Origin of the sequence: Brevibacterium limosum, assembly GCF_011617705.1 — a bacterium.
In the GTDB taxonomy this organism is placed as follows: domain Bacteria; phylum Actinomycetota; class Actinomycetes; order Actinomycetales; family Brevibacteriaceae; genus Brevibacterium; species Brevibacterium limosum.
Genome location: NZ_CP050154.1, coordinates 1784427 through 1808056, shown reverse-complemented (window position 1 = coordinate 1808056; position 23630 = coordinate 1784427). Strand labels below are relative to the sequence as shown.

Sequence of the window (23630 nt, the reverse complement as noted above, 5' to 3'; positions counted from 1 at the left end):
ACATTCAGGACAGCCGAAGGAGACTCATGGCGGCACCCGATGCGCAGAATGAGAAGGAATCGAGCGCATTGCTCAAGGTGCTCCGCCCATCCAGCGGATCCAACCTGTCGGTCAGTGCTCGTGTGCTGCTGCGCGTCATCGCCGGAGTCCTCGTCCTCGCTCTCATCCTCGCCCTCGTCGGACTGTTCCTCGTCCGCCGGTCCTTCCCGACCACCGATGGCGAGATCTCGCTGCCGGGTCTCGACGCGCCAGTCACCGTCCACCGTGACGAATCGGGTGTTCCCACCATCGAGGCCGAAACCGCCCACGACCTGTTCCTGGCTCAGGGGTTCGTCCACGCTCAGGACCGGTTCTGGGAGATGGACTTCCGCCGACACGTCACCTCGGGACGACTCTCCGAACTCTTCGGCAAATCCCAGCTGGGCACCGACACCTTCATCCGCACACTCGGCTGGCGGAAGGTCGCCGAGCAGGAGGTGAAGAAGCTCGACAAGACGAGCCTGGGCTACTACGAGGCCTACGCGGACGGGGTCAACGCCTACCTCAAGGACAAATCCCCCACCGAACTGTCCCTCGAATATGCCGTCCTCGGCCTCGAGACCGGCAGCACCGATGTCGAGAGATGGACCCCGGTCGACAGCGTCGCCTGGCTCAAGGCCATGGCGTGGGATCTGCGATCGAACCTCGAAGACGAGATCGACCGGTCGATACTCGGCTCGGAGCTCACCGACGAGCAGATGAGCGACCTCTATCCGGACTACCCGTATGCCACCCGTCCGACGATCCTCGGGGGCAGAGCCGGCGACAAAGCACCGAAGGACCGCAGCGGTGACGACGTCGAACAGGAGCCGCGAGTCGACGACCGTGCGCGGGAGGACGATGAGGCACAGGCCGGAGGCGCCGTCACCGTCACCGAGGCTCCCCGAACGGGGACCACCGACACCGAGGCGGCCGCACCGACCGATGATCTCCTCGAACTGCGGAATACGCTCACATCTCTGCCGCCGATGCTGGGACAGAACAGTGACGATATCGGGTCGAACTCGTGGGTGATCTCCGGGGAGCATACGAACACCGGTCGGCCGCTGCTGTCCAATGACCCGCATCTCGCCCCGGCGATGCCCTCGGTGTGGTATCAGGTGGGACTGCGGTGCAAGAAAGTCACCGATGAGTGCCCCTTCGACGTCACCGGGTCCTCCTTCTCCGGACTGCCGGGAGTCGTCATCGGCCACAACCAGTCGATCGCCTGGGGACTGACGAACCTCGGTGCCGATGTCACCGACCTCGTCGTGGAGAAGATCCGCGACGGCAAGGTCATCCACGACGACGGAGACGAACCGCTGCAGGTGCGCAAGGAGACGATCGAGGTCGCGGGCGAGGACCCGCGCGAGATCACCATCCGCTCCACCCGCAACGGCCCACTCGTATCGAAGCTCGACGGCACGTATCGCAAAGCTCTCGATGCGACGACCGGAGCGGATTCTCAGGACCCGAAATCGGGACCGGCCGAGGAACACTATGGTCTCGCCCTCGATTGGACGGCTCTGCGTCCGGGCACGACCGCCTCGGCGGTGTTCGCCATCAACAAGGCCACGAACTGGCAGGAATTCCGGCACGCGGCCTCCCAGTTCGACGTGCCCTCACAGAACCTCGTCTACGCCGATGTCGCGGGCAATATCGGCTATCAGGCCCCCGGGATGATCCCGCGCCGAGGCAAGGCCGACGGCACCGTGCCCCGCCGCGGATGGAAATCCGACGAGGATTGGCAGGGCTGGGTCGACTTCGATGACCTGCCGAGCCTGTACAACCCCGAGCGCGGCTGGATCGTCACCGCGAACAACCCGGTCGCCGCCCCCGGCGAGACCGTGCAGCTGGGTGAGGACTTCGACTACGGAGATCGTGCCCGCCGCATCACGAAACGCATCAAGGACGCGGCGGACGAGGGCCGGAAGCTGCGGCCGATGGACATGGCGGAGATCCAGAACGACGACCAGAATCCGTTCGCTGCGAAGCTCGTTCCCGAAGCGGTGAAGATCCACTCCCATGGTGACGAGGACATCCTCGAGGCGAAGAAGCTGCTGAAGAGCTGGAATGGCTTCGACTCCGCGAACAGCGCGGGCGCCGCCTACTTCAATGTGCTCACGAAGACGCTGCTCGAGCAGACGATCAGCTCGAAGCTGCCCGACGGGGTGTCCCCTGCCGGCGGTTCACGGTGGTACCTCGTGCTCTCGGAGCTGCTCGAAGACCCGCATTCCCAGTGGTGGTCGAGCAAGGGCGTCGAAGGTCGGGACGAGGCTCTGCGCAAGGCCATGAAGACGGCCTGGGCGGAGACGGAGGACCTGCTGGGACCGGAGCCCGAGACGTGGCGGTGGGGAATCCTGCACCGGCTGACGATCCGCAACGCCAGCCTCGGCGAATCCGGGATCACACCGGTGGAGAAGCTGTTCAACCGCGGCCCCTATGAGGTCTCCGGCGGTTCGGGCGTCGTCCATGCCACCGGGTGGGATGCCTCGGTCGGCTATGAGACGAACTGGGTGCCGTCGATGCGCCAGACGGTCGATCTGTCGAACTTCGACGCCTCGAACTGGATCAACCTCACGGGCGCGTCGGGGCATGCTTTTCACCCGCATTACGACGATCAGACGAATGACTGGGCCGCCAATGTCAATCGTCCGTGGCCGTACTCGAAGCAGGCCGTGGCAGCGGCGGCAGAGGACACACTCACTCTCGAGCCGTGAGCACAGGGCAGACATGAGGACATGGCAGAGGCGCGGGGTCTTCACCCGCGCCCCGTGATCAGTCCTCAGCCACGATCTTCGCCAGGTATTCAGCCCTTGGGCAGGATCTTCGCTTCGAGGAAGTTCGCGACATCGTCTTCCCAGCGCACAGGGTCGACGTTCCATTCCTTCGTGTGATGGGCCTTGCCATATGAGGGCATCGTGACCAGATCCCGCCTGACCCCTGCCAGCGCATGAGAGGGGCCGGAGGGAACGAATTCGTCGTCATCGGAGTGGATGAGCAGAACCGGCACATCGAGTTCGGCGGCACGGGTCACCCAATCCATGCGATCGAGATCGAGCGGGGTCTCCAGTCCGGTGATCGGCCGTGCCCATGGCTGCGTGATCATCTCGAGCGTGAGTTTGGCGATCGGTGTCGGCAGCAGGTTCTTCTTCGCCTGCCCGTCGAGCACGTTCACCCAGTCGACGACGGGGCCGTCGAGGACCAGTGAGGTGACGAATCTGCAGTTGCGTCCGCGGGAGGCCGCCTGCAGGGCAATGGCTCCGCCCATCGACCAGCCGAAGAGCACGACGTTCTTCGCTCCGTGTTCGACCGCGAAGTCGATGGCCGCGTCGACGTCGATCCATTCGGTGTCGCCGAGTCCGTAGCGCGATGTGGTCTCCACCCGCACCTCGGCGTCATTGCGGTAGGACATCGCGATCGACGGCACCCCGAGGGTGTTGAGCACGGGAGCGGCACGCAGTCCCTCGGCACGGGTGCTGGCACGACCGTGGATGAGGATCGCCCAGGTCTCGTGCGGTTCTGGATGGTCGGTCGGCAGCAGCCACGCGGGCAGGTCGCCGGCATCGGAGCGGATCTCGATGTCTTCGAAATTCACTCCGGCAGCGATCGGATCAGGATAGACGACTCCGGTCCAGCGTCCCCGCCAGGCCCGTCGGATGTCACCGCGGGTGACGGACAGGATCTCTCGGGAGACGGTGCGCGAGCGCGGATCGTACTCGACGATGTCGCCGACGACGGCATGTCCCGAACCCTGGTTGAAGTAGAGACCATAGGTGCCGGGCACCGTGGTCTCCTCATCGGCGGGCAGCTGAATGCGCATATTCGGCGGGAAGCCGTCGATGTGCAGGATGTCGAGTTCTTCCGGGGCGTTCTCCGGAACGATGATCTTCCGGGCGAAGTAGGCGGCCAGACCCGACGACGCAACAGAGATCAGGGCACCGAGTCCGGCGCCGACGCCGATACCGGCGGCAAGCAGGCGGGCGGGGAACTTCGTGTCGCGGACCATGAAAACCTCCTGTGTTCATTGTTGCCTACGGAATGATCAGGCACCAAACGCTGTTGTGCGGAATGAGCGAGTGTCACTCGCTGTTGCGCTCACCAGGGGCGGAGATCATCTCCTCCTCGCCGCAATCACCGTCACTGACAGAGACCGGAGGACACGATGACACAGTCATCAGATATCAACGCTGGAACTTCGACGAACGAGGGGGCCGCGGCTGAGGAGATCCGTTGGCAGGACGTGCTCACTCCCGAGGAGTTCGCGGTGCTGCGCCAGGGCGCGACCGAACGTCCCTTCACCGGTGAATACAACGATGAGACGGCTGCCGGGATGTACCAGTGTCGGGCCTGCGGCGCCGACCTGTTCCCCGCCGATACGAAGTTCGCCTCGCACTGCGGATGGCCATCGTTCTACGCGCCTCTGGCCGAGGACCGGGTCCGCTACATCCGCGACACAACGCTGGGCATGGAACGCGTCGAGGTCCGCTGCGCGAACTGCGACTCGCATATGGGCCACGTCTTCTCGGGCGAGGGCTATGGCACTCCCACCGATCAGCGCTACTGCATCAACTCGATCTCCCTGAAGCTCAACCCCAAAGATGCTCAGGGCGGATCGGTCGATGCTGAGAACTGAAGCCCCTGCCGAACCGATCGTTCGGACCTTCGCCGAGCTTCGGCCTGAAGAGCTCTACGGAATTCTGCAGCTGCGCTCACGCGTCTTCGTCGTCGAACAGGAGTGCGTGTTCCTCGACCCGGACGGGGTGGACACTCTGCCGGAGACCCTGCATTTCTTCTGCCCACGGCCGGCGACGCCGATGGCGGACACCCATGGCGCCGAGCACGGACGCGACCTCGCGCCGTGGGCCTACGCCCGTCTGCTGCCGGCGGACGTCCCTGACGGACCGGCAGCCAGGGAAGGCGCGCGCAGCATCAGTCGCGTCGCCACCCATCCCGATGCCCGTGGACAGGGGTGGGGCCGCCGACTGCTCAGCGACATCGTCGACGCCTGGTCGACCACACCGCTGACGCTGAATGCGCAGTCGCATCTCGAGGGGCTGTACGCCTCCGTGGGGTTCGCACCGAATGGTCCGCACTTCGATGAGGACGGGATCGAACACACGCCGATGGAGCGCCCGGCCGGCTGAAACCGGTCAGTCGTCGGCGGCGTCCACGGAGGCGATGATCTTCTGCATCATGGCGTGCAGCTCGCGAACTCCTTCCACGTCGATGCCGAGCTTGGCCATCATCGTCCCGGGGATCGCCTCGGCGGTCCTGCGCAGTTCGCGGCCGGTGTCGGTGAGCGTGACCTCGACGATCCGCTCGTCGCTGTCACTGCGGGTCTTCATCACATAGTCCAGCGCTTCGAGACGTTTGACCAGCGGCGACACCGTGGCGGGCTCGAGTCGCAGCAGTCGAGCGATCTCACGCATCGGCAGCTTCTCGTGCTGCCACAGTGCGAGCATGACCAGATACTGCGGATGGGTCAGGCTGATCGGTTCGAGCACGGACCGGTAGGCGCCGATCACTCCGCGAGAGGCCACAGCCAGGGCAAAGCAGATCTGGCTCTCGAGCGCCAGCGGATTGTCCAACCGCTTTGTCGAACCTTCGGATTCCAGCATCGTGTTTCGTCGATCCTCCGCGTCGGCAATCAGGTCGTGCAGCCAAAACAGTTCGTGCACTAATGATTAGTGTACACTTCAGGTGAACCCTGCATAGCCTCTCGCCCATGCGGCGCCTCGTCGATTGGATTCTCTCTATGTCGTCCTCCTCGCAGACTCCCGCCGATGGTTCCAACCGGAAGCAGAACCGGAAGCAGACGAATCCGGTGCGGAAGAGGAATCAGCATCCGGAATCCCAGCGCGGCGTCGGGTGGCTGAACAACTTCTTCCGCAAGATCGTCGGACCGGCCCAGGTCGACAATACTCGCCCGGGCGGATACTACGAGGACGAGACCTTGCGACACCAACAGCTCGATGCCATGGGACTGGAGATGCGCACCGACGCAAACGGCCATTCCTACGTGGTGAAGAAAGGCAGCAAGTAGCCCGAGGGCGCTTTTCAGCCGACTGAAAGGGCCGCCGCACCGAATCGGTGCGGCGGCCCTTCTCTTGCCGTTCTCACGCCCCGGCGGGCGAGCAGCGTTCGGTCAGCGCCAGTCGGAGATGACGTCGACGAGTTCGCGGCGCGGTCCGGTGTAGAACGGAACCTCTTCGCGCACGTGCAGGCGCGCCTCCGTGTTGCGCAGGTCGCGCATCAGGTCGACGATGCGGTGCAGTTCGGCGGCCTCGAAGGCCAGCAGCCATTCGTAGTCGCCGAGAGCGAACGAGGAGATCGTGTTCGCCTTGACGTCCTTGTATGCTGCGGCGGCCATTCCGTGGTCGCGCAGCATCTTCGCCCGTTCGGCGGGGTCGAGGAGGTACCAGTCGTAGGACCGCACGAACGGATAGACGCAGATGTAGTCGCCGGGCTCCGGATCGGTCAGCAGAGCGGGCAGGTGTGCCTTGTTGAACTCGGCCGGTCGATGGATTCCGACGACGGACCAGATGGGTTCGAGCACTCCGCCGATCAGGCTGCGGCGGATCGCCGAGTAGGCTGCCTGGACGACCTCGACCTCGGGGGCGTGGTACCAGAACATGACATCGGCGTCGGCGCGGAGAGCCGAGACGTCGTAGATTCCGCGCACGACGAGGCCGCGTTCTGTCAGGGGCTCGAGAGCTGCGTGCAGCTCATCGGCGAGTTCCTGGCGGTCGGCATCGCCGAGTTCTCCCGCAGAGGCGAAGACGGAGTAGGCGATATACCGCGTCTGCTCGTTCGCCTCCTCGATCTGGGCGTCGGTGGGCTGAGTAAATTCGCTCATAGCTGCTCCTTCTGTCATCTGTTCACTCTCGGTGGTCACGGTTGTGGTTGGTTCAGTCTCTGCGCCACGGCGTCCGCGCGGGCGATGCAGGCGGGGATGCCGACTCCTTCGAACGCGGATCCGGCGAGTTCGAGGCCGGGCAGGGCCGCGATCTGCGCGTCGATGTCGGCGATGCGTCCGGCATGGCCGGGCAGGTACTGCGGCAGTGCGGAGTTCCAGCGTTGGACTTCGGCGCTCACCAGCTGCGACCCCGGGCGGGAGGAGATCGTCTGCCAGTCGGCGAAGGCGCGTTCGATGATCTCCTCATCCGACAGGCTGCTCCACACCTCGGGCCTGTCGCCGAAGCGTCCGATGCTCATCCGCACCAGGGCCGTGCCCGCAGGGATGTGGTCGGCCGTCCACGGCCATTTGTTCGACACGAAAGTCGAGGCCTTGATGAACGTTCCCTCGGTCGCGGGGACGAGGAACCCGGACCCCTCGAGATCGGTCCCCCTGAGGTCGACGAGGGCGGCGACCAAGGCGGTGGAGGCATAGGGAATCTCGCCGAGGCGGCTCGCCGATTCCGGGGCCACCGACGTCAGCAGCCCTGCAGTCACATGCGCGGGCGTGGCGAGGACGAGCCCATCGGATTCGATGTCGTCCCCCTCGCCGCGGACGATCCACCTCTCACCGTCGCGGTCGACCCCGGCGACACCGGCACCGAGGCGGACCGTCCCGCCGTTGTTCACGATCGCCTCGCGCAGGGCCGGGATGAGCCGGTTGATTCCGCCTTCGAAGCTCATGAACACCGGTTCCGCCGGTTGGTCCGGAGACGCCGCCTGGGCGTCGCGTGCGGCGAGGAGCCTGCCGACGAGGTCGAGCACCGAGGTGCCCTCGACCGCGGCGGGCAGCAGCGCGGGCACCGTTTCGGCCAGCGACAGATCCCGGCACCGGCCGGCGTACACCCCGCCGAGCAGCGGATCGACGAGGGAGTCGACGATGGCGTCGCCGAGGCGAGCGGACAGGAACTGCCCGAGTGAGACATCGTCGGCGTCGATCGGGTCCGTGAGCTCTTCGGCCGCCAACCGACTGGCCGCCTCGGTGCCGATGAGGGATTCGACCTCGGCCGCCTCGGCGGGCACACCCATGATCGTGCGTTTGGGGATCGCGTGCAGGCTGCCCCGATTGAGCACTTGGGAACTGTGCCGGGTCGAGGGGAACACCGTGTCGAGGCCGAGTTCGGCGGCCAGACCTCTGGTCTCGGGCCGACGGTTGAGGCTCGCTTCGGCACCGGTGTCGATGCCGATAGGCACGGCACCGTCGAGCGTGGTCGCTTTCAGGCAGCCGCCGAGGCGGTCGCCTGCCTCCACCACGGTGACGCGGTGGTCGGCGGAGAGACGGTAGGCGGCGGCGAGGCCGGAGACCCCTCCCCCGACGACGGTGATCTGTCCCATCCGATCAGCCGCGGCTGCCGAGGATCTCTGCCGAGATGCGGTGCACGAGGTCGACGACGCGACCGGGCACCTCGGGGTCGGTGTCGGGCAGGACGCCGTGGCCCAGGTTGAAGACGAAACCGCGGTCGAGTTCGAGCCCCTTGCGCACAATCGCCTCGACGCGGGCCGACAGTGCCTCCCACGGGGCGAAGAGCAGCGCCGGGTCCAGGTTGCCCTGGAGTGCCTGACCGGGGTTGACGCGGGTGGCGGCGTCGGCGAGGTCGACGCGGAAGTCGACGCCGACGGCGGTGGAGCCGGCCTGCGCCATGGAGCCGAGCAGCTCACCGGTCTGCACGCCGAAGTGGATGCCGGGCACGTCATGGCCGGCCAGAGCCTCGAAGACGGCGGCGGAGTGTTCGAGGACGTGGTTCTCGTAGTCCTCCCGAGCGAGGTAGCCGGCCCAGGAGTCGAAGAGCTGGAAGGCCTTAGCGCCGGCGTTCAGTTGCACGTCGATGAATGTCGCCGACATCTTCGCAAGCTTGCTCAGCAGGGCCGAGAACGCCTCGGGGTCGGAGACCATGAGCGACTTCGTCTTCTCGTGGTTCTTGCTCGGTCCGCCTTCGATGAGGTAGCTGGCCAGGGTGAATGGGGCGCCGGCGAATCCGATGAGCGGGGTGGCCTCGCCGAGTTCGGTCGTCACCCGTCGGATCGATTCGGTGATATCGGGGATATCGGAGTCCTCGAGTCCGGGCAGTGCGTCGATGTCGGCTCGGGAGCGCACCGGTGAGGCGATGACGGGTCCGACGCCGGGAACGATCTCCACGTCGATCCCGGCGGCTTGGAGCGGGACGACGATATCGGAGAAGAAGATGGCCGCGTCGACGCCGTGGCGGCGGACCGGCTGGAGGGTGATCTCGGAGACCATCTCGGGGTCACGGCAGGCCTCGAGCATCTGAGTGCCTTCGCGCAGCTTGCGGTACTCGGGCAGGGAGCGGCCGGCCTGCCGCATGAACCAGACGGGAGTGTGCGAAACCGGCTCCGAACGCAGGGCAGCCAACAGGGGTGATGTCATGGGGCCATCTTCCCATTCTTCGCTCGCCCTTGCCCACTCGGCGTCGGTTTCAAGACGGGCCGTCTTGCCGTCTCAGCATGCGGCCCAGGGCACCGTCCGCGGGATTGTCCCGGGCCGCCTCGGCGTGGATGATTCCCCTGTCCTCATGGCTGATCTATCGTGGCGACTGTGGTCAACACCTCACCTCTCAATCGCATTCCGGCGCAGTTCTCCGCCGTGACGTCGGTGCTGCGTCAGGCGCGCAGCACGAACAACGTGTCGATCTCCGAGATTCCCGCCCCGGCCCGGCTCGCGCCCTATTCCTATGCGCTCGGGGCCGAGGTCAGAGCCGACGAGACGTTCCTGCGGGCCAGCGGAGAGACCATCGACGAACTCGCGACCGGCCGCATCGTCGTCCTCTACGATCCCGCCGCCCCGGAGGAATGGGAGGGCTCGTTCCGGGTCGTCTCCTACATCCGGGCCGAGCTCGAACACGAACTCGGCAATGAGACGCTGCTCGGGCATGTGGCGTGGAGCTGGCTCGAAGACGCCCTCGATGCCAACGACTGCCAGGTGCTCGCCGCCGGCGGAACGACCACACGGGTGCTGTCCGAGAGCTTCGGCACCTTGGCCGATCGCCCGGCCACGATAGACTTGGAGCTGCGCGCTTCGTGGACACCCGTGATTGACGAGCCGGATCTGATCGGCAATCACTTCGAAGCCTGGATCGATCTGCTCAGCACAGTCGCCGGACTGCCACCACTTCCTGAAGGAGTCACAGCCCTGCCCGGGCGCCGTCGATGACATCTGAACTACCGCTTTTGGAAACACCCGCGAACGGCATCCCCGACGTCGTCGACACCCCGGCGGACCTCTCCTCCACGATTGCCGGTCTGGCCGCCGCAGAGGGTCCGATCGCCATCGACGCCGAACGCGCTTCAGGCATCAGATACGGCCAGCGCGCCTTCCTCGTCCAGCTGCGCCGCGAAGGCGCGGGCACCTTCCTCCTCGATTCCGAAACTCTCGGTGATCTCAGCGATCTCAATCCGGCCCTCGGAACCGATGAGTGGGTCATCCACTCGGTGACTCAGGATCTGCCGTGCCTGCAGGAGCGCGGAATGCGCCCGGCGGCCCTGTTCGACACAGAGCTCGCCGCCAGGCTGCTCGGCTGGGAGAAGTTCGGTCTGGCTGCGGTCGCCGAACGCACCCTGGGCGTACGACTGGCGAAGGAGCATTCGGCCGCCGATTGGTCGACGCGTCCGCTGCCGAAGGAGTGGCTCAACTACGCCGCCCTCGACGTCGAGGTGCTGCTGCCGATCCGCGATATCCTCCACCAGCAGCTTCTCGACTCCGACCGGTGGGAGTATGCGCAGCAGGAGTTCAGGCACCTGCTCGATTTCACGCCGAAGCATTTCGATGAGCCGTGGCGGCGCACTCACGGGCTGTCGAAGATCAAGTCCCGCCGGGACATCGCTCGGGTCCGTGAACTCTGGCAGGCCCGGGACTCCATGGCCCGCGAGGCCGACCTGGCGCCCACGAAGGTTCTGCGCGACCGTGACCTCGTCGCGCTCGCACAGTCTGGGGTGAAGTCCAGCGATGACATCTTGGCTCAGTGGCGCAGGCTCTCCCGCGCCGAGGCGGCCCGACTCTTCCGTGCCTACCGCAAGGCCTCCCGGTTGGGTGCCGAGGAGCTGCCCGGCCGGTTCGAACGCGGACGCACGAAACGCAGCGAGTTCAACCCGGCGGAGCTCAAGGAACGGGTGGCGGCGCTGAAGGCCGCGATGTCGGAGCTCTCCGAAGAGCTGACGATCCCCCACGATGTGCTCCTCCAGCCGGCCCTGGTGAAGGCCCTGGCCGCGGAGTCGGGCGTCGATGTCGAGGATTACCTCGCCGAGGCGGGAGCCCGGCCGTGGCAGATCGAGCTCAGTGCTCCTGTGCTGGAGAAGTCCCTGGTCGGACTCCCCCGGGCCTGAGCTCACACCGCGCGGCGGGAGCTCTGATCGGCCCGATCGGCCACCCCGGCGGGCAGGGCCCGGAGAATATCGGACACGATCGTGTCCACGTCGAGGCCCACCTCGGCGAGGATCTCTTCACGTGTCCCCTGCGGCAGGAACTCATCGGGCACGCCGAGTTCGAGCACACCGATCCGCGAATCGGCTTCGCGCAGGTCGGAGCGGATCTGTGAACCCACGCCGCCGATCTTCACTCCGTCTTCGATCACGGCCACGAGGCTGTGTGCGGCGGCGAGGGTAATGACCGATTCGGGGACGGGCAGCACCCATCTGGGATCGATGATCGTGGCTCTCAGTCCCTGCTCTGCCAGGCGGTCGGCGACGTCTCCGGACAGCGTGGCGAAGGGTCCGACGGAGACGATGAGGACGTCGGACCCGGCCGGCCCCTCACGGAGGATGTCGACGCCGTCGTCGAGCCGCCTCAGCGCCGGGATGTCGGTGCCGACGCTGCCGCGGGGAAATCTCACCACGGTCGGGGCGTCGCTGACGTCCGTGGCTTCGCGCAGCTCTTCGGTCAGCCGTGTGGCGTCGCGAGGTGCGGCCAGGCGCAGTCCGGGGACGACGCGCAGCATCGCGATGTCCCAGATTCCGTGGTGGCTGGCTCCGTCGGGGCCGGTGATGCCGGCACGGTCGAGGACGAAGGTCACTCCCTGCCGATGGAGGGCGACGTCCATGAGCACTTGGTCGAAAGCGCGGGAGAGGAACGTGGAGTAGATGCACACGACGGGGTGGAGGCCCCCGTAGGACAGGCCTGCCGCCGAGGCGACCGCATGCTGTTCGGCGATGCCGACGTCGAAGACGCGGTGGGGGAATTCCTCGGCGAATTTCGCCAGTCCCACGGGCAGGAGCATGGCGGCGGTGATGGCGACGATGTCGTCGCGGTCTTCGGCAAGTGCGCAGATCTCGGTGCCGAACACGGAGGTCCATGATGTCGATTTCGAGGGCGTCGATCTTCCGGTGACGGGGTCGATGACGCCGACGGAGTGGAACTGGTCGGCGTCGTCGTTGACGGCCGGATCGAATCCGTGGCCCTTCTGCGTGATCATGTGGACGATGACGGGTCCGGCGTCGAACTGTTTGGCCAGTTGGAGGGCCTTTTCGACCGAGGGCAGGTCATGGCCGTCGACGGGTCCCAGATATTTGATGCCGAGTTCGTCGAACATTCCCGTCTCGGGCGGGCTGACCATGTCCTTGAGTCCGCGTTTGACGCCGTGGATGGCGCTGTAGGCGGCGCGGCCGGGGCGACCCGATTGGCGCAGGGTCTCCTTGCCCCAGCTCAGGAGCTTCTCGTAGCTCGAGGTGGTGCGCAGTTCGTCGAGGTGGGCGGCGAATCCGCCGACGGTCGGGGCGTAGGACCGGCCGTTGTCATTGACGACGATGACCAGCCGCCTCGGCGGGGTGGAGGTGTCGGCGGCGATCGTGTTGAGCGCCTCCCAGGCCATCCCCCCGGTCAGTGCGCCGTCGCCGATGACGGCGACGACATGGCGGTCGTTCTCACCGATGAGTTGGCGGGCTTTCGCGATGCCGTCGGCCCAGGACAGGGACGCCGAGGCATGGGAGTTCTCGACGACGTCGTGTTCGCTCTCACGCCGACTCGGGTACCCGGAGAGTCCGTCACGCTGCCGCAGGGTGGAGAACTCCTCGCGGCGGCCGGTGAGCAGTTTGTGCACATATGTCTGGTGGCCGACGTCGAAGATGATGGTGTCGCGCGGCGAGTCGAAGGTGCGGTGGATGCCCATGGTGAGTTCGACGACGCCGAGGTTGGGGCCGAGGTGTCCGCCCGTGCCGGACACGGTTGTGATGAGATGGTCGCGGATCTCTTTGGCCAGAACGTCGCATTCCGGCGCGTCGAGTCGACGCAGATCGGCCGGTGAGCCGATGTTGTCGAGAAATGTCATGCGGTCTCACTCTTCTGACGGCATCGTTGGCGGACAGATTCCATTCGCCCCATCCTATCTCTCACCGCAGGAAGTGACTCATCCCATTTCGCGCGCGCCCTGCCGCAACACGTCACGTCCGCCGACCGCGCGGCCTCCCGCTGGGCGCATCTCCTACCGCGGACGGTGTTCCCTCCCACACCGCGTAAGTTCCGCCGCCCAGCTGGCTCCACCGCCGCACGCCGTTCGCGGCACGCCATCCTGCTGGCGGCAATTCATACAGCTGCCAACGCATCACTCACCGGTGGCGGCACACCACCCCGCTGCACCAGGTCGTTATGCTGCCACCGGTGCGTGATGTTCGTGCTCGCGACCGGATACCACCATCGCCGAGGCGGACGGACGCCTTCGCCCGTCCCCCCGCAGAATCGATCACGCCCCGAACGTTCCCGCCCGACAGCGAGCACCCGTCACCGTCGGTCCCACATCACCCCGCTGCAACGGGGCGCGGCAGCGCTTGCGTCCGGGGACGACGAAGGCCGGCGGGAAGAATCCCACCGGCCTTCGAAGTCTTCCGGCTCAGCGCCTCAGCGCGAACCGACTGCCGCAAGTCGCAGACTCACAGCACCTCAGCGTCTCCTGTGATCAGGCGTCTGCGAGCTGGCGCAGCACGTACTGCAGGATGCCGCCGTTGCGGTAGTAGTCGGCTTCACCCGGGGTGTCGATGCGGACGACGGCCTCGAATTCGACCTTCGTGCCGTCTTCCTTCTCGGCGGTGACCTTGACGGTCGCCGGGGTCTTGCCCTCGTTGAGCTCCGTGACGCCTTCGATGGAGAAGGTCTCGGTGCCGTCGAGTCCGAGCGAATCAGCGGATTCGCCGGCGGGGAACTGCAGCGGCAGAACGCCCATGCCGATGAGGTTCGAGCGGTGGATGCGCTCGAAGCTCTCGGTGATGACGGCCTCGACGCCCAGCAGCTTGGTGCCCTTGGCAGCCCAGTCACGCGAGGATCCCGAGCCGTACTCCTTGCCGCCGAGGACGACCAGCGGGGTGCCGGCGGCCTGGTAGTTCACGGAGGCGTCGTAGATCGTCGTCTGCGGACCATTCTCCTGCGAGAAGTCGCGGGTGAAGCCACCCTGGACTCCGTCGAGGAGCTGGTTCTGCAGGCGGATGTTCGCGAAAGTTCCGCGGATCATGACTTCGTGGTTGCCGCGGCGCGAGCCGTAGGAGTTGAAGTCCTTGCGCTCGACGCCGTGCTCGACGAGGTACTTGCCAGCCGGGGTGTCTGCCTTGAAGGAACCTGCGGGCGAGATGTGGTCGGTGGTCACCGAATCGCCGAGCTTCGCGAGCACGCGAGCACCCTTGATGTCCTTGACGGCTTCGGGCTTGAGGCCCATGCCGTCGAAGAAGGTGGGCTTGCGCACATAGGTCGACTCGTCGTCCCATTCGAAGACCTTGCCCTCGGGGGTGTCGAGCTGCTGCCAGCGCTCGTCACCGTCGAAGATGCGACCGTATTCGTTGTCGAACATATCGGTCGAGATCGACGAGGCGATGACGGACTCGACCTCTTCAGGCGACGGCCAGAGGTCGGCCAGGTAGACGTCGACGCCGTCGGAGTCCTTGCCCAGGGGCTGGTTCTCGAAGTCGAAGTCCATGGTTCCGGCCAGCGCGTAGGCGATGACCAGCGGAGGCGAGGCGAGGTAGTTCATCTTCACATCGGGGCTGATGCGGCCCTCGAAGTTGCGGTTGCCCGACAGGACGGCGGTGACCGAGAGGTCGTTGTCCTGGATGCTGTTCGAGATCTCCGAGTCCAGCGGACCGGAGTTGCCGATGCAGGTCGTGCAGCCGTAGCCGACGATGTAGAAGTTCAGAGCCTCGAGGTCCTCGATGAGGCCGGCTTTGTTGTAGTACTCGGTGACGACCTTCGAGCCCGGTGCGATCGAGGTCTTGACCCACGGCTTCGAGTTGAGTCCGCGCTTGCGGGCATTGCGTGCCAGCAGGCCGGCGGCCATCATCACCGAGGGGTTCGAAGTGTTGGTGCAGGAGGTGATCGAAGCGATCGCCACGGCACCGTTGGCCAGCTCGAAGTTGCGTCCGTCGGCGGTGCTGACGTCCACGGACTTCGACTCCTCGCCGGGAGCGGCGTAGTTGTGGATGTCCTTGGCGAACTGGCTCTTGGCATCGGAGAGCTCGATGCGGTCCTGCGGGCGCTTCGGTCCGGAGATCGAGGGCACCACGGTGGACAGGTCGAGTTCGAGGTACTCGGAGTACTCGACTTCGTTCTCCGGATCGTGCCAGAGTCCCTGCGTCTTGGCGTAGTCCTCGACGAGCTGGATCTGCTCATCCGTTCGGCCGGTGAGCTTGAGGTAGTCGATGGTGACTTCGTCGATCGGGAAGATCGCGGCGGTCGAACCGAACTCGGGGCTCATGTTGCCGATGGTGGCGCGGTTGGCCAGCGGCACCTCGGCGACGCCCTTGCCGTAGAACTCGACGAACTTGCCGACGGCACCGTGCTGGCGCAGCATATCGGTGATCGTGAGGACGACATCCGTGGCCGTGACGCCGGAGGGGATCTCACCGGTGAGCTTGAAGCCGACGACGCGCGGGATGAGCATCGACACGGGCTGGCCGAGCATGGCGGCCTCTGCCTCGATGCCGCCGACGCCCCAGCCGAGCACACCGAGGCCGTTGACCATCGTGGTGTGCGAGTCGGTGCCGACCAGAGTGTCCGGGTAGGCGCGAAGGACTCCGTCGACCTCGCGCGGCATGACCACGCGAGCCAGGTGCTCGATGTTGACCTGGTGGACGATGCCCATGCCCGGAGGCACGACCTTGAAGTCTTCGAATGCGGTCTGGCCCCAGCGCAGGAACTGGTAGCGCTCACCATTGCGCTGGTATTCGATGTCCATGTTCAGCTCGACGGCGTCGGCGGTGCCGAAGCGGTCGATCTGCACCGAGTGGTCGATGACCAGCTCGGCCGGAGCCAGCGGGTTCACCTGATCCGGGCTGCCGCCGAGCTCGACGACCTTCTCGCGCATGGTGGCGAGGTCAACGATGCAGGGCACACCGGTGAAGTCCTGCATCACCACGCGGGCCGGGGTGAACTGGATCTCCGTATCGGGTTCGGCATTGGGGTCCCAGCTGCCGAGGGCTTCAATATGTTCCGAAGTGATGTTGGCGCCGTCTTCCGTGCGCAGCAGGTTCTCCAACAGCACCTTGAGGCTGAAGGGAAGCTTCTCCGACCCTTTGACCTTGTCCAGGCGATAGATCTCATAATCCTTATCGCCTACGGTCAGGGTGCTCTTCGATTTGAACGTATCGACGTTGCTCATCGTGATTCTCCTGTTTCATCCGACACTCATCCAAGAAACCGGGTCCGTCCGACTCGGGGGGTCGGACCCTTGCATCGCGCACCGATTTACGCGACACATATGTTTCCAAAAGTATCTTGACGTCAAGATAAATTCTATCGCATTTGAGGGCCTTTGACCACCGTGGCACACGGAGCCGCGATTCGCTTCGATCGGGTTTTCCGCAGGCCCTCGTGCGGGCATCACCAGGGACGCAGACGGGCCCCACGACCTAGCGTGAGAACCGCGGTCGGAACATCATCGCGCTCGCTCAACACCACCGAGGAGATCCCATGGACCCGTTCACCCTAGGCGCCGGATTCGGCTTCGGCGCGCTGCTCGTCGGCATCATCTTCGCCGTCGTCTGCAGCTCCTTCGCAAAAGAGAAGGGCCGGTCGGGCGGATGGTGGGGGCTGTGGGGATTCCTCACGACGTTCATCGCCCTCGTCGTCCTCGTCCTCCTCCCCCGCCGCACGGTCATCGCCGCAGGACGGTGACGGTCTCCACGTGCGAAGTCAGCGGGAAGAGATCGAATCCGGTGAGGCTCTCGAGCGCGAATCCCCCACCCGTGAGCGCCGCGAGGTCCCGGGCCAGCGTGGCCGGGTCACAGGAGACGTAGACCAGGGTGCGCGCGGCTGATTCGATGATCGCCGAGGTGGCTCTCCTCCCCGCCCCCGCCCGTGGCGGGTCGAGGATGACGACGTCCGAATCGGGCAGTCGGGCCCGGTCGACGCCGAGCGCGAGGAACCTGGCGTCGAGATCAGCGGCGTTGTCACGAGCATGAGCAATGGCTGCCTCCACCCCTTCGACCCCGAACAGAGGTGCGCCGGCCGCCCTGGCCGCGGAGATGCCGAGGAGGCCGACCCCGCAGTAGAGGTCGGTGATCGCATCGACTTCGGCGGGCAGGGCGTCGACGACTTCGGAGCTCAGCAGTGCGGCCGCATCCCGGTGGACCTGCCAGAACCCATCGGCGCCGACGGTGAAATCACGGCCGTCGACCGTTTCGGTCAGGGTGGCCTCGCCGCGGACCACTCGCAGTTCGGGTGCGGGCGCATGGGTGCGACCGCGCCCGTGGGCACGGCCACCGCGGCCACGGCGACGACTCTTCTCCGGTTCGGCCGCCTCGGCGAGGAGGGAGAAGGACGTCGGCAGCCAGGACTCGATCGACTCGAGGATCTGCGCGGTGGGCCGACCGCGGATGATGAGCGCGCCGTGGTCTCCGGCCCACGCGAATTCGAGTCGGCGGACTCCTGGCACATGCAGTGTCGTCATGTCGAGGTCGTGCAGGGATCCGGCGGCCAGAGGCGGCGTGGTCACGGGAATGACCTCGTGTGATCTGGGGGCGAGCATTCCGGCGCGTCCCTCATCGTCGACGGCCAGCTGCACACGCGTGCGCCAGTCCGTGCCATCGGTCTCCCCCGGCGCGGGCAGCACCTCGGCGTCGTGGTCGATATGGCCGATGCGCGAGAGCTGGTCGTTCAGGACTTCGGCCTTGAGCGTGCGGGTGTGGGCGAGGTCGACGTGCGCGAATTCCATGCCTCCGAACCCGGCCGGTCCGGTGGCGGCATAGTCGAGGCGACGGTCGGGCACGCGGTGGGCCGACGCCTCGATCACCTCGGTGACGGTGGCGCGGAGGAACCGGGCGGCCGGTCCGGCCTCGGTGCGGACTCGGACCTTCTCACCGGGCAGGGCACCGGAGACGAAGACGACCTGTCCGTCACGTCGGGCGATGGAGGTGCCGCCGGCTGCGGGTGCCTCGATGTCGAGGGTGAGTTCCTGGGCGGGGACCGAGGTGTCGCTCATGCGTGTTCTATGCCTGTCTGTACAGCGAAGTGTCGGAGCCGGGTCCGTCTCCGCCGTACTGTCGGGAGAAGGATTTCAGCCGCCAGGGCACGGAGACCACGACGACGTTGGGCACCAGCAGCAGTCGGGTGCGCAGCTTGAGGGCCACCTGGTTGTGCAGGATGTGCTCCCACCAGCGGCCGACGACGAACTGGGGAATGTAGACGATGACGAGGTCCCGCGGCGACCTGCGGCGGATGGCGAGGATATGGGCGAGCATCGGGCGGACGAGTTCGCGGTACGGTGAGCCGAGCACGGTCAGCGGCACCGGCAGCTCCATCTCGTTCCACCGCTTCTGCAGACCGGCCGCGGCGTCTTCGTCCACAGCGACGGTGACGGCTTCGAGTTGGCTCGAGCGGGTCACTCGGGCGTAGGAGAGGGCACGCATCGTCGGTTTGTCGATTCCGCTGACGACGACGATGGCGTGGGTGTTCGACGGGATCGTCCGCGAGTTCACGTCCGCATCGGGGGCGAGTTCGCGTGTCACTCGCGAGTAGTGGCGGTGGATGGCGCCCATGACGAGGTAGAGCCCGGCCATGGCGGCGACTGCCAGCCAGGCTCCGGCGAGGAATTTCGAGACGATGACGACGATGAGGACGCCGGCGGCGAGCACGCAGCCGACGGAGTTGACGACCCGGTTGAAGTGCATCCGCATTCGAGTCTTCGAGTCGATGACCAGCCGCAGCCGTTTGCGCCAGTGCAGGACCATTCCCGCTTGGCCGAGGACGAAGCTGGCGAAGACCCCGACGAGGTAGAGCTGGATGAGCACAGTCGCCGAGGCGGACGTGGCGATGACGAGGACGATCGCCGCTGCGGCCAGCAGCAGGATGCCGTTGGAGAAGGTGAGTCGGTCGCCCTTCGTCGCCAGCTGCCGGGGCAGGAATTCGTCGCGGGCCAGACGCGAGGCCAGACCGGGGAAGCCTTCGACCGCGGTGTTCGCAGCGGCGATGAGCACGAGCGCGGTGATGAGGACGACTATGAAGAACATCACCGGCGCGTTGTCGAAGATGGCGTGCGCGAGCTGGGCGAGGACGGGTTCCTGTTCGTATTCGGCGCTGACCGGGCTGCCGTCTGAGCGGACGAGGTAGAGATGCGGGTCGTCGACGTATTTGATGCCGGTGACCGAGGCCAGATAAGTCAGTCCCGTGAGCATGAGGGCGGCGAGCAGACCCGACAGGAGCAGGGTGTTGCCGGCGTTCTTGCCGCGCGGCTTCTTGAATGCCGGAACGGCCGTGGCCACGGTCTGCACACCGGCGAGAGCGACGGCTCCGGAGGAGAACGCGCGCAGGACGATGAGCACGGTGGCCAGTCCGAGCGTCGCCTGGTCGCTGATGCTGCTGTGCACGATCGTGTAGTCGGCGGTCTGGGCGTGCGGGGTGTCGCCGAGCCCGACCCGGATGAGACCGACCGACATCGTGAGGAACACGGCCCCCAGGAACAGGTAGGTCGGCACGGCCAGCAGCATGGGGGTGGCACGTGAGCCGCGCAGTCCGGCGAAGCTGATGAGCAGGATGCCGACGATGGCCACGGGCACACGGTAGGGCGCCAGCATCGGGAACGCCGTGGTGATATAGGCGGCGAAGACCGTCATCGACACGGCCAGGGTGAGCACATAGTCGACGAGGAGGGCCGCCGCCACGACGAGACCGGCACCGGAGCCGAGGTTCTTCGAGGCCACCTCGTAGTCTCCGCCGCCGGACGGGTAGGCCTTGACGTTGATGCGGTAGCAGGCGACGATCACGAGGATGACGATGCCCACGGCCACACCGATCCACGGGGCCACGGTCAGCGCCACGAGTGAGGTCAGCGACAGCGCCAGCAGGATCTCATCAGGGGCATAGGCCACCGAGGAGAGCATGTCGGAGGCGAAGACGGGCATCGCGATGCGCTTCTTCAGCGCAGGCGCACGCCTGTCCTCACTGCGGAAGGGCCGTCCAACGAGTAGTCTTTTGACGGCATCAGAAAAACTGCTGGCCACGGCAACCAATGGTAGATCACTGCGGGAAGGAAAACCCATGCACTTCGTGATTATGGGCTGCGGCCGAGTCGGGGCTTCCCTGGCCAAGGCCCTTGATGCGAATGGGCATTCCGTCGCCGTCGTCGACCGGGACCCCGACGCGTTCCTCAAACTCGGTCGGGATTTCAGCGGCTCGACGATCACGGGAGTCGGTTTCGACCGCGAGACCCTGTCCCAGGCGAAGACCTCCGAGGCCTTCGCCTTTGCAGCGGTCTCGAGCGGTGACAACTCGAATATCCTCGCCGCGCGTGTCGCCCGTGAGACCTTCGGCGTGAGCAATGTCGCCGCCCGCATCTACGATCCCGACCGGGCTCAGGTCTTCGAACGCCTCGGCATCCCCACCGTGCCCACGGTGCGATGGACGGCCGAGCAGGTGATGCGCAAGCTCGTCCCACAGGGGTCGATCACCGAATACCGCGAGCCTTCGGGCAACCTCGTCCTCGCCGAGGTGCATCTGGATCCCGGGTGGGTGGCACGTCCGATCAAGGAGATCGAAACACGGACCAAGGCCCGGGTCGCCTATGTCACCCGCCTGTCCGAGGGCATCGTCGCCCACGATGATCTGCTCCTCCAGGACGGGGACCTCGTTCATCTCATGGCTCCGGTCGACCGCCTCGGCGAGATCGAACGGATCCTCGATCAGCCCGTGCGCACCGTGGAGGAAGAAGAATGAGGGTCATCATCGCCGGAGCCGGCTCCGTCGGACGTTCGGTGGCCAGGGAGCTGCTGGACAAGGACCATTCGGTCCTGCTCATCGACCAGAGCAAAGAGGCCTTGGGCCATGAGCGCATTCCGGGCGCCGAATGGCTGCTCTCCGATGCCTGCGAACTCGCCGGTCTCGCCGAGGCGGGGCTGGAGGACGCCGATGTCGTCGTGGCCGCGACGGGAGACGACAAGACCAATCTGGTGCTGTCCCTGTTGGCCAAGACCGAATTCGGGGTGCCGCGGACGGTGTCGCGAGTGAATAATCCGAAGAACGAATGGCTCTTCGACGACAACTGGGGCGTCGACGTCGCCGTCTCCACCCCACGTCTGATGACGGCACTCGTCGAGGAGGCCGTGGAGGTCGGCGGTCTGGTCCATCTCATGAGCTTCGAACGCGGTCAGGCAGGTCTGCTCGAGTTCACTGTGCACGAGAACGCCGAACTCGTGGCCGAACGCGTCGGCGGGATCACCTTCCCGCTCGATACGGTGCTGGTGGCCATCATCCGCAACTCGCGGGCGTTCGCCCCGAGTGCCGATGATGTCATCGAAGCCGGAGACGAACTGTTCTTCCTCTCCTCCCCCGATCAGGAGCCGGAGCTGCTGGCGCTGCTGCAGGAGACGACGACGGCAGACAACGCCGACGGCTGAGACAGGTCACGAGGCTGAGTCAGCTCGGTCGACGGTGACGGTCCGATCGGCGCAGTCACAGTCCGACCGACACATTCACAGACCGGCCGAGTCCCGTCAGTCGTCTGAGTCGTCGCGCGTCTGCAGCAGTTCGTAGACGGGGTTGTGTGCGGTGAGGACTCCGTCTTTGCCGCAGAATCGTCCCTCGAGGACGATGAGGGATCCGGGACGGATGCCGCTGATCTCCCTGCGTCCGAGGAACTGGGCACGGGCTTCGCCGGTGCCGTCGGCGACGGTGATGTCGAGGCGCGGGCTGTCGGCGCTGCACGACTGAGTGGTCGCGGACACGACTCCGGCGATGCGTGCAGTCTTGCGCGCTTCGAGCTCTTCGACCGGAATGACTCCCGGGATCTGGCTGACCAGACGCAGATCGGCCCGGGCCTCGGCCTCACGGGATCCGAAGTCGCGCACGAGGCGGGGAATGAGGTTCCGCATCGTCGCTCAGCGGATCTCTGTGATCTCGGGGCCGCGCTCGAACGGGTTGAGCTCGTCCTCGTCCTTCTCCTCCGTCTCGTCCTGGTCGACCTGCGGTGCGGTCAGCGCAATGAGCTCGCGCGGAGCCATGGCTTCGTCACCGCGGTCGACGACGACTCCGCGGAAGAGCGCGGAGAGTTCGGCACGCACCCCGTCATCGGTCACGGCCTTTCCGGAGAACACCGCGCGGACGAACCAGCGGGGGCCGTCGATGCCGGCGAAGCGCATGGCGCGTTTGCCGGGGCGACCGGATTCCGTCTTCGCCGGAACCTCGATGGCCAGTTCCTTGCCGAGCGAAGTGTGCAGCTCGGTCGATTCGCCGCCCTGCTTCGTCACGGATTCAGCGAGCTGTCGACGCACCGTGTTCCACAGTCCTTCCGACCGTGGTGTCGCGAATGCCTGCAGCTGGATGCCTCCGCCGTCGTGGACGAGGGTCACGGCCAGAACGCGCTGGGAATCATCGTCCGTGTCCAGACGCACCTGCATTCCGTCGACGACGGGCACTCTGAGTGCGCCGAGGTCGAGGCGGTCATGTTCCGGATACTCCTCGGAGATGTCGAACGGGCCTTTCTCGGACCGGTCGAAGGGAGCGGATTTCTCCAGCAGCGCCTCTTCGTCGTCGAGGTCGTCATCGGACTCCGCGTCATCGTCACCGGACTCCGCGTCGTCGACATCGGCGTCATCGTCCTCACGATCGTCAGCCTCGGCGGCTGCGTCCTGAGTCTCGAGCTCATCATCGTCGGCGAGTTCGTCGTCGGTGCGGACGTCGTCATCGGTCGTCGGTGTGGATTTCTTGAACCGGGAGAACAGTCCCATGAGTCCTCACTTCTCCTTTTCGCTGAGACCGGCGTCGAATCCGCCGGTCGATCCGAATCCCCCGGCACCGCGGGTGCTGTCGTCAAGGGATTCGATGATGTCGAAGTCGGCGTGGGCGATCGCCTGGATCACGAGTTGGGCGATGCGGTCGCCGCGGACGACGCGCAGCGGTGTCTTCGCGTCGAGGTTGATCAGCGGCACCTTGATCTCGCCGCGATAGCCGGCATCGATGGTGCCCGGCGCATTGACGACGGTGACCCCGTGCTTGCTCGACAGTCCCGACCGCGGGTGGACGAAGCCGGCATAGCCCTCCGGCAGCGCGATCGCGATTCCGGTGGGCACGACGCGGCGTTCGAAGGGTTCGAGGACGAAGTCGATCGTCGAACGCAGGTCCGCGCCGGCGTCGCTCGCATGCGCGTAGGCGGGTGCGCTCATGCTCGCGTCGAGGAGCTGGAGGTTGATCTTCAGGGTTTCCGTCACAAAGATGCACTCTAACGCTCCAGCCTGAGCGC

Annotated in this window: 21 protein-coding genes; 9 read left to right on the top strand and 12 right to left on the bottom strand. The window is 66.0% G+C overall.

The genetic code is table 11. The annotated features are described in order from the left end of the window. Positions 1-26: 26 nt before the first annotated feature. The gene (locus tag GUY37_RS08030; RefSeq protein WP_166824269.1) at positions 27-2738 is read left to right on the top strand and encodes a penicillin acylase family protein; all 2712 of its coding nucleotides are present in this window, start codon (positions 27-29) and stop codon (positions 2736-2738) included. A gap of 89 nt (positions 2739-2827) precedes the next feature. Here the strand turns inward: GUY37_RS08030 and GUY37_RS08025 are convergent, their stop codons facing one another. Then, the gene (locus GUY37_RS08025) at positions 2828-4027 is read right to left on the bottom strand and encodes an alpha/beta hydrolase family protein (RefSeq protein ID WP_166824266.1); all 1200 of its coding nucleotides are present in this window, start codon (positions 4025-4027) and stop codon (positions 2828-2830) included. Positions 4028-4183: 156 nt separating this feature from the next. Here GUY37_RS08025 and msrB point away from each other — a divergent pair, with 156 nt between their 5' ends. Together msrB and GUY37_RS08015 are read left to right on the top strand one after the other, a co-directional pair. Further along, positions 4184-4654, top strand: a complete 471-nt coding sequence (gene msrB / locus GUY37_RS08020; RefSeq protein ID WP_166824263.1) for a peptide-methionine (R)-S-oxide reductase MsrB — start codon at positions 4184-4186, stop codon at positions 4652-4654. Further along, positions 4641-5165 (top strand): GNAT family N-acetyltransferase, encoded by a 525-nt coding sequence (locus tag GUY37_RS08015; protein WP_166824260.1) that lies wholly within the window; start codon positions 4641-4643, stop codon positions 5163-5165. The genes msrB and GUY37_RS08015 overlap by 14 nt, the downstream gene beginning before the upstream one ends. A 6-nt stretch (positions 5166-5171) precedes the next feature. Here the strand turns inward: GUY37_RS08015 and GUY37_RS08010 are convergent, their stop codons facing one another. After that, positions 5172-5639, bottom strand: coding sequence for a MarR family winged helix-turn-helix transcriptional regulator (locus tag GUY37_RS08010; protein ID WP_166824257.1), 468 nt, complete (start codon positions 5637-5639; stop codon positions 5172-5174). Positions 5640-5746: 107 nt separating this feature from the next. Here GUY37_RS08010 and GUY37_RS08005 point away from each other — a divergent pair, with 107 nt between their 5' ends. Then, positions 5747-6064: a hypothetical protein gene (locus GUY37_RS08005; protein ID WP_228278433.1), complete on the top strand. Its 318-nt coding sequence runs from the start codon at positions 5747-5749 to the stop codon at positions 6062-6064. A 102-nt stretch (positions 6065-6166) separates the two neighbouring features. Here the strand turns inward: GUY37_RS08005 and hemQ are convergent, their stop codons facing one another. Genes hemQ through hemE form a run of 3 tightly spaced genes read right to left on the bottom strand, consistent with a single transcriptional unit; the run spans position 6167 to position 9361 of the window. After that, positions 6167-6877 carry a hydrogen peroxide-dependent heme synthase gene (gene hemQ / locus GUY37_RS08000; RefSeq protein ID WP_166824254.1) on the bottom strand — a complete coding sequence of 237 codons (711 nt, stop codon included), beginning with the start codon at positions 6875-6877 and terminating at the stop codon, positions 6167-6169. Between the two features lie 35 nt (positions 6878-6912). Continuing rightward, positions 6913-8310: a protoporphyrinogen oxidase gene (hemG, locus tag GUY37_RS07995; RefSeq protein WP_166824251.1), complete on the bottom strand. Its 1398-nt coding sequence runs from the start codon at positions 8308-8310 to the stop codon at positions 6913-6915. Positions 8311-8314: 4 nt separating this feature from the next. Further along, on the bottom strand, positions 8315-9361 hold the full coding sequence (gene hemE, locus GUY37_RS07990; protein ID WP_166824248.1) for a uroporphyrinogen decarboxylase: 1047 nt from the start codon (positions 9359-9361) through the stop codon (positions 8315-8317). A 168-nt stretch (positions 9362-9529) separates the two neighbouring features. On the opposite strand from hemE, the gene GUY37_RS07985 reads away from it, so the two are divergent. Together GUY37_RS07985 and GUY37_RS07980 are read left to right on the top strand one after the other, a co-directional pair. Then, on the top strand, positions 9530-10144 hold the full coding sequence (locus GUY37_RS07985) for a DUF3000 domain-containing protein (protein WP_166824245.1): 615 nt from the start codon (positions 9530-9532) through the stop codon (positions 10142-10144). Between the two features lie 17 nt (positions 10145-10161). Next, the gene (locus GUY37_RS07980; RefSeq protein WP_228278432.1) at positions 10162-11313 is read left to right on the top strand and encodes an HRDC domain-containing protein; all 1152 of its coding nucleotides are present in this window, start codon (positions 10162-10164) and stop codon (positions 11311-11313) included. Positions 11314-11315: 2 nt separating this feature from the next. Here GUY37_RS07980 and dxs read toward each other — a convergent pair whose 3' ends face one another. Continuing rightward, a complete protein-coding gene (dxs, locus tag GUY37_RS07975; RefSeq protein ID WP_166824239.1) occupies positions 11316-13250 on the bottom strand; it encodes a 1-deoxy-D-xylulose-5-phosphate synthase in 1935 nt (644 codons plus the stop codon). A 624-nt stretch (positions 13251-13874) separates the two neighbouring features. After that, positions 13875-16559, bottom strand: a complete 2685-nt coding sequence (gene acnA / locus GUY37_RS07970) for an aconitate hydratase AcnA (RefSeq protein WP_166824236.1) — start codon at positions 16557-16559, stop codon at positions 13875-13877. Between the two features lie 311 nt (positions 16560-16870). Here acnA and GUY37_RS07965 point away from each other — a divergent pair, with 311 nt between their 5' ends. After that, positions 16871-17074, top strand: coding sequence for a hypothetical protein (locus GUY37_RS07965; RefSeq protein WP_166824233.1), 204 nt, complete (start codon positions 16871-16873; stop codon positions 17072-17074). Here GUY37_RS07965 and GUY37_RS07960 read toward each other — a convergent pair. Further along, positions 17055-18380: a class I SAM-dependent RNA methyltransferase gene (locus GUY37_RS07960; protein WP_166824230.1), complete on the bottom strand. Its 1326-nt coding sequence runs from the start codon at positions 18378-18380 to the stop codon at positions 17055-17057. The genes GUY37_RS07965 and GUY37_RS07960 overlap by 20 nt on opposite strands. A gap of 7 nt (positions 18381-18387) precedes the next feature. Beyond that, complete coding sequence (locus GUY37_RS07955) at positions 18388-20298, bottom strand: APC family permease (protein ID WP_208094798.1); 1911 nt, start codon at positions 20296-20298, stop codon at positions 18388-18390. A 136-nt stretch (positions 20299-20434) separates the two neighbouring features. Here GUY37_RS07955 and GUY37_RS07950 point away from each other — a divergent pair, with 136 nt between their 5' ends. Both GUY37_RS07950 and GUY37_RS07945 read left to right on the top strand, forming a co-directional pair. Continuing rightward, on the top strand, positions 20435-21109 hold the full coding sequence (locus GUY37_RS07950; protein ID WP_152348802.1) for a potassium channel family protein: 675 nt from the start codon (positions 20435-20437) through the stop codon (positions 21107-21109). Next, on the top strand, positions 21106-21789 hold the full coding sequence (locus tag GUY37_RS07945) for a potassium channel family protein (RefSeq protein WP_166824224.1): 684 nt from the start codon (positions 21106-21108) through the stop codon (positions 21787-21789). The genes GUY37_RS07950 and GUY37_RS07945 overlap by 4 nt, the downstream gene beginning before the upstream one ends. A 96-nt stretch (positions 21790-21885) precedes the next feature. On the opposite strand, the gene GUY37_RS07940 is transcribed toward GUY37_RS07945, so the two are convergent. The 3 genes from GUY37_RS07940 to dut are packed head-to-tail and all read right to left on the bottom strand — an operon-like array spanning position 21886 to position 23598. After that, positions 21886-22263 carry an OB-fold nucleic acid binding domain-containing protein gene (locus tag GUY37_RS07940; RefSeq protein WP_152348804.1) on the bottom strand — a complete coding sequence of 126 codons (378 nt, stop codon included), beginning with the start codon at positions 22261-22263 and terminating at the stop codon, positions 21886-21888. A 6-nt stretch (positions 22264-22269) separates the two neighbouring features. Beyond that, on the bottom strand, positions 22270-23118 hold the full coding sequence (locus GUY37_RS07935) for a DUF3710 domain-containing protein (RefSeq protein ID WP_166824221.1): 849 nt from the start codon (positions 23116-23118) through the stop codon (positions 22270-22272). A gap of 6 nt (positions 23119-23124) precedes the next feature. Further along, a complete protein-coding gene (dut, locus tag GUY37_RS07930; RefSeq protein ID WP_166824219.1) occupies positions 23125-23598 on the bottom strand; it encodes a dUTP diphosphatase in 474 nt (157 codons plus the stop codon). Positions 23599-23630 lie beyond the last annotated feature (32 nt).